The sequence below is a fragment of the Hubeiibacter jixunmingi genome, assembly GCF_041928215.1.
Taxonomy (GTDB): domain Bacteria; phylum Pseudomonadota; class Gammaproteobacteria; order Pseudomonadales; family Moraxellaceae; genus Acinetobacter.
The window spans coordinates 1-4226 of sequence record NZ_JBHFHK010000105.1 but is presented as its reverse complement, the minus strand read 5'-3'; the positions used below and the strand labels follow the sequence as shown (position 1 = coordinate 4226).

At 38.6% G+C, this 4226-nt stretch carries 5 protein-coding genes; 2 read left to right on the top strand and 3 right to left on the bottom strand.

The window, feature by feature from the left end; all coding sequences use genetic code 11:
* Window positions 1–94 precede the first annotated feature (94 nt).
* On the bottom strand, window positions 95–274 hold the full coding sequence (locus ACEYX7_RS10665) for a hypothetical protein (protein WP_374805457.1): 180 nt from the start codon (window positions 272–274) through the stop codon (window positions 95–97).
* A 45-nt stretch (window positions 275–319) separates the two neighbouring features.
* Entirely contained in the window at window positions 320–1294 is a 975-nt protein-coding gene (gene pdxA / locus ACEYX7_RS10660) for a 4-hydroxythreonine-4-phosphate dehydrogenase PdxA (protein WP_374805459.1), read from the bottom strand.
* A gap of 74 nt (window positions 1295–1368) precedes the next feature.
* Between pdxA and ACEYX7_RS10655 the strand changes: the two genes are divergently transcribed.
* Both ACEYX7_RS10655 and ACEYX7_RS10650 read left to right on the top strand, forming a co-directional pair.
* Entirely contained in the window at window positions 1369–2319 is a 951-nt protein-coding gene (locus ACEYX7_RS10655) for a 1-aminocyclopropane-1-carboxylate deaminase/D-cysteine desulfhydrase (protein WP_374805460.1), read from the top strand.
* A 10-nt stretch (window positions 2320–2329) separates the two neighbouring features.
* Window positions 2330–3559: a BaiN/RdsA family NAD(P)/FAD-dependent oxidoreductase gene (locus ACEYX7_RS10650; RefSeq protein ID WP_374805462.1), complete on the top strand. Its 1230-nt coding sequence runs from the start codon at window positions 2330–2332 to the stop codon at window positions 3557–3559.
* Here ACEYX7_RS10650 and ACEYX7_RS10645 read toward each other — a convergent pair.
* Window positions 3556–4089 (bottom strand): methylated-DNA--[protein]-cysteine S-methyltransferase, encoded by a 534-nt coding sequence (locus ACEYX7_RS10645; protein ID WP_374805464.1) that lies wholly within the window; start codon window positions 4087–4089, stop codon window positions 3556–3558. The genes ACEYX7_RS10650 and ACEYX7_RS10645 overlap by 4 nt on opposite strands.
* Between the last annotated feature and the right edge of the window lie 137 nt (window positions 4090–4226).

Sequence of the window (4226 nt, the reverse complement as noted above, 5' to 3'; positions counted from 1 at the left end):
GATGAATCTTTTGCTGCTAATATCTATCTGGCTGCAACAATAATCAATTTGCGTTAATTGTCAACACGCCCTAATTCAGATAAAGCGTAAATCATCATTTACTTGCCAAACGTTGCTTTAAAATCTGTAAAGCATGTTCTACGCTTGGTTGCTCTTTCATCCGTTTTACAGGTTCATTTCTTTGCGGTTTATGTTGTTGAATATCAGACAACAATTGCTCAATCGCTTTGGGGTCGGTGACTGCAAAGGCTTTATCAAAAGATTTAGTACTCATATTTTACTCCTATTTTTAGGCATTTTAACATAAAAAATCGCCAATTTATTCTACCAATTGTAAAGCCAAATCCACCGCCACATGCAAACTGGACGCATTGGCTTGCCCTGTACCTGCCAAATTCAAGGCTGTACCATGATCCACCGATGTACGCACAAAAGGCAAACCTAAAGTAATATTAATCGCCTCGCCAAAACCTTGTGCTTTTAACACAGGCAAACCTTGGTCATGATACATGGCAAGCACCGCATCAGCGTCCTTTAAATGCATCGGGGTAAATAGCGTATCGGCAGGCATACATAGGCTTAAATCATGTCCTTGCGAACGATATTGCTCTAAAACTGGGTTAATCACGTCAATTTCTTCACGTCCCAAATAGCCATTTTCCCCAGCGTGCGGATTTAATCCACAGACCAAAATGCGTGGTGTGGATAACTTAAATTTATGGATTAAATCGTGCAATAAAATATCAATCACTTGCGTCAATCGTTCAGCGGTAATCGCATCCGCCACATCTCGCAACGGTAAATGCGTAGTCGCCAATGCCACACGCAAATTTGCCGTTGCCAACATCATCACCACACGTTGCACCCCTGCAAATTCTTGAAAATATTCAGTATGTCCGCTAAAGGCAATCCCTGCATCATTCATCACCGACTTTTGCACAGGGGCAGTGGCAATCGCGATACTTTTGCCTTGCATGGCATATTCGGCAGAGCGTCGTAATTGCTCTAATACATAGGCAGAATTTTGCGGATTCAGCTCGCCGGCAACCACATCGCACGCGGTAGCAATATGCTCAACATATAGTTCACCTTGTGCAGAAGATTGGTTTTGTCCAGTATAATCAAGCAATTGTACTTGCACACCTAACTGCTCGGCACGTTGTTGCAAGGCTTTTTTATCCGCCAAAATGACTACAGGGCGAGTATCGACACGCTTGGCGAGATCCAAGCAAATATCCAAGCCAATTCCTGCTGGCTCACCACTGGTCACATATAAAGGCAAAGTTTTCTGCATGGCTGTTCATCGGTTTTGCATAAAAATATGTTAATATTGTGGCAAGATTTTTTACAAAGCTAAAGTATTATTTTGTGTTTTCTACCGCCCAAAGTCATGTCGATTTCCCCACCGATGTCAATGCCAAGCTGTATCAAACTATACAGTTACACGGCTATTCGATAATGGTAAAACGCTTGGATTTAATTCATCCGACCATTTCGGGCAATAAATTTTTTAAACTCAAATATCATTTACACCATGCCAAGCAAAATCAAAAAAATATCTTAATTAGTTTTGGTGGTGCATATTCCAATCATATTTATGCTTTGGCTCATGCAGGGCAACAATTTGGTTTTAAAACTATCGGTATTATTCGTGGTGAAGAATTACAAAATCAACCACTCAATCCACAATTAAACATCGCTCAAGATTTGGGTATGCAATTACGCTTTATAAGTCGTGAGCAATATCGCTTAAAACATACAGATGATTTTTTACAGCAATTACAAGCAGATTATCCCGATGCGTGGATTATTCCCGAAGGGGGCACGCATGATTTGGCGGTACAAGGTTGTCAAGAAATTTTGAATCCAAGCGATAAAGAAAATGATATTATCGCTTGTGCCGTGGGGACGGGTGGCACATTTTCAGGTTTAATTCGCAGTCCTGATAAAAATAGTCAAACTAATGTTCAATATTTGGGATTTTGTGCATTAACAGGTGAAAAGCATCTCACAGATATTAGACAAACCATTTTAAAATATACCGCTGATTTAAATCATATCAATTGGCAATTATTTGATGATAATGCCATACATGGTTTTGGCGGTTATGCTAAAACTACAGCAAAGTTATGGCAGTTTATACACGATATGCAACAGCAGAATTTACCGCTAGAGCCGATTTATACTGGCAAGGCGTTATATCGTTTGGGGCAGTATTTATTGCAAAATGATATTCCAAAGTCGCAAAAGATTTTATTTATTCACACGGGTGGTTTGCAAGTGTTACAGCATTCACCAATGGCACAACATTTAGTTTAAAGGTTTGATTATGCACAATTCAAAAAACACCAAAGAGAAGAAAGTAAATAAAAATCAGTATGATGTAATTATTATTGGTGCAGGGGCATCGGGCTTGATGTGTGCCATCCAAGCGGGAAAACGTGGGCGTAAAGTGTTAATCTTGGAAAAAGCCAATAAAGTCGGTAAAAAAATTCTGATGTCAGGCGGTGGAAAATGTAATTTTACTAATCTCGATGTACAGCCCGAAAATTATATTTGTCATAATCCTTATTTTGTGATTTCGGCATTGTCACAATATACCCAGTGGGATTTTATAGGTATGGTGGCGGATTATCAAATTGAATATGAACAACGTGATTTGGGTAAATTATTTACTTTAAATGGTGCAAAAGATATTCTGAATATGCTGTTGGCAGAATGCGATAAAACTAAAAATGTCGAGATATTATGTCATATCAATGTCGAGCAAGCCGAGTTTCAAAATCATCAATTTATTATTCACACCTCACAGCAAACATTTAGTTGCCAATCTTTAGTGATTGCCAGTGGTGGATTATCTATTCCGACTTTAGGTGGTTCGGGTGTTGGTTATCAAATTGCCAAAGATTTTGGGCATCAAGTTTATCCAACAAGAGCAGGCTTAGTGCCATTTACTTTTAGCGATAAATTTAAAAACTTTACCGAAAGTTTAAGCGGTATTGCCATTGATGCGACATTATCTAATCATGATGCTAGTTTTAATGAAGCTTTATTATTTACGCATCGTGGTTTGAGTGGTCCAAGTAGTTTGCAATTATCCAATTATTGGCATTTGGGTGAAGAAATTCAAATTGATTTTTTACCGCAAATTGATTTAAAAGAATTATTCTTAGCTAAAAAACAAACGCAACCCAAAATAGTATTACGCACCATTCTAAGTGAATTTTTACCCAAAAATATGGTATTACAATTACAACAATTATTATGGCAGGATATTGCCGATAAACCTTTGGCAGAAATCAATAATCAAAAGCTTGCTCAATTGGCAGAACAATTGCATGGCTTAGCGGTCAAGCCATCAGGCACAGAAGGTTATCGCACTGCGGAAGTGACTTTGGGCGGGGTGGATTGTGATGAAGTGTCATCGCAAGATATGCAAAGTCTAAAGCAAAAAGGCTTGTATTTTATCGGTGAAGTGCTGGATGTTACAGGGCATTTGGGCGGTTATAATTTTCAATGGGCATGGTCATCAGGGTTTGTAGCAGGGCAGAGTATTTAAAGCTTTTCCACATCTAATAAATATTGTTTACGATCTAATCCGCCTGCAAAACCAGTCAGACTGCCGTCTTTGCCAATTACTCGATGGCATGGCACCATAATAGAAATTGGATTTTTGCCAATTGCTACACCGACTGCTCGAATGGCTTTTGGGTTATTTAAACGATTTGCAATATCCATATAACTGCACGTTTCGCCGTAGGCAATCTGTTGTAATTGTTGCCAAACCTGAATTTGAAAATCTGTACCAACAAACTGCATAGGAATATCAAATATTTGTCTTTGTTTTTGGAAGTATTCAAGCAGTTGTTGTTGTGTGCTGTCTAAAATATTTTTTGCAGGTGTAGGAATGTCTTGCAACATGGCATCGCCATATTGTGCTTGATTAGTATGAATTAAATCAGTCAAGGCACGCCCACTGCTTTCATGTTGCCACAATATCGCATACAGATGCTGTTCGCTTGCCAGTATACGAATAGTGCCCACAGGACTATCAATGTTATGTTGATAAAGTCGAATAAAGTTCGGCATGCGTGATTTATCTCAAAAGCAATTGTTTGAAATTATAGCAAAAGAAAAATAAAATTGGTGCAATATAACTATGGCATACTCACAAGACTACCGACAAATGATACTAGCGAAACTCGAATCAGGGATACCTTATCGAG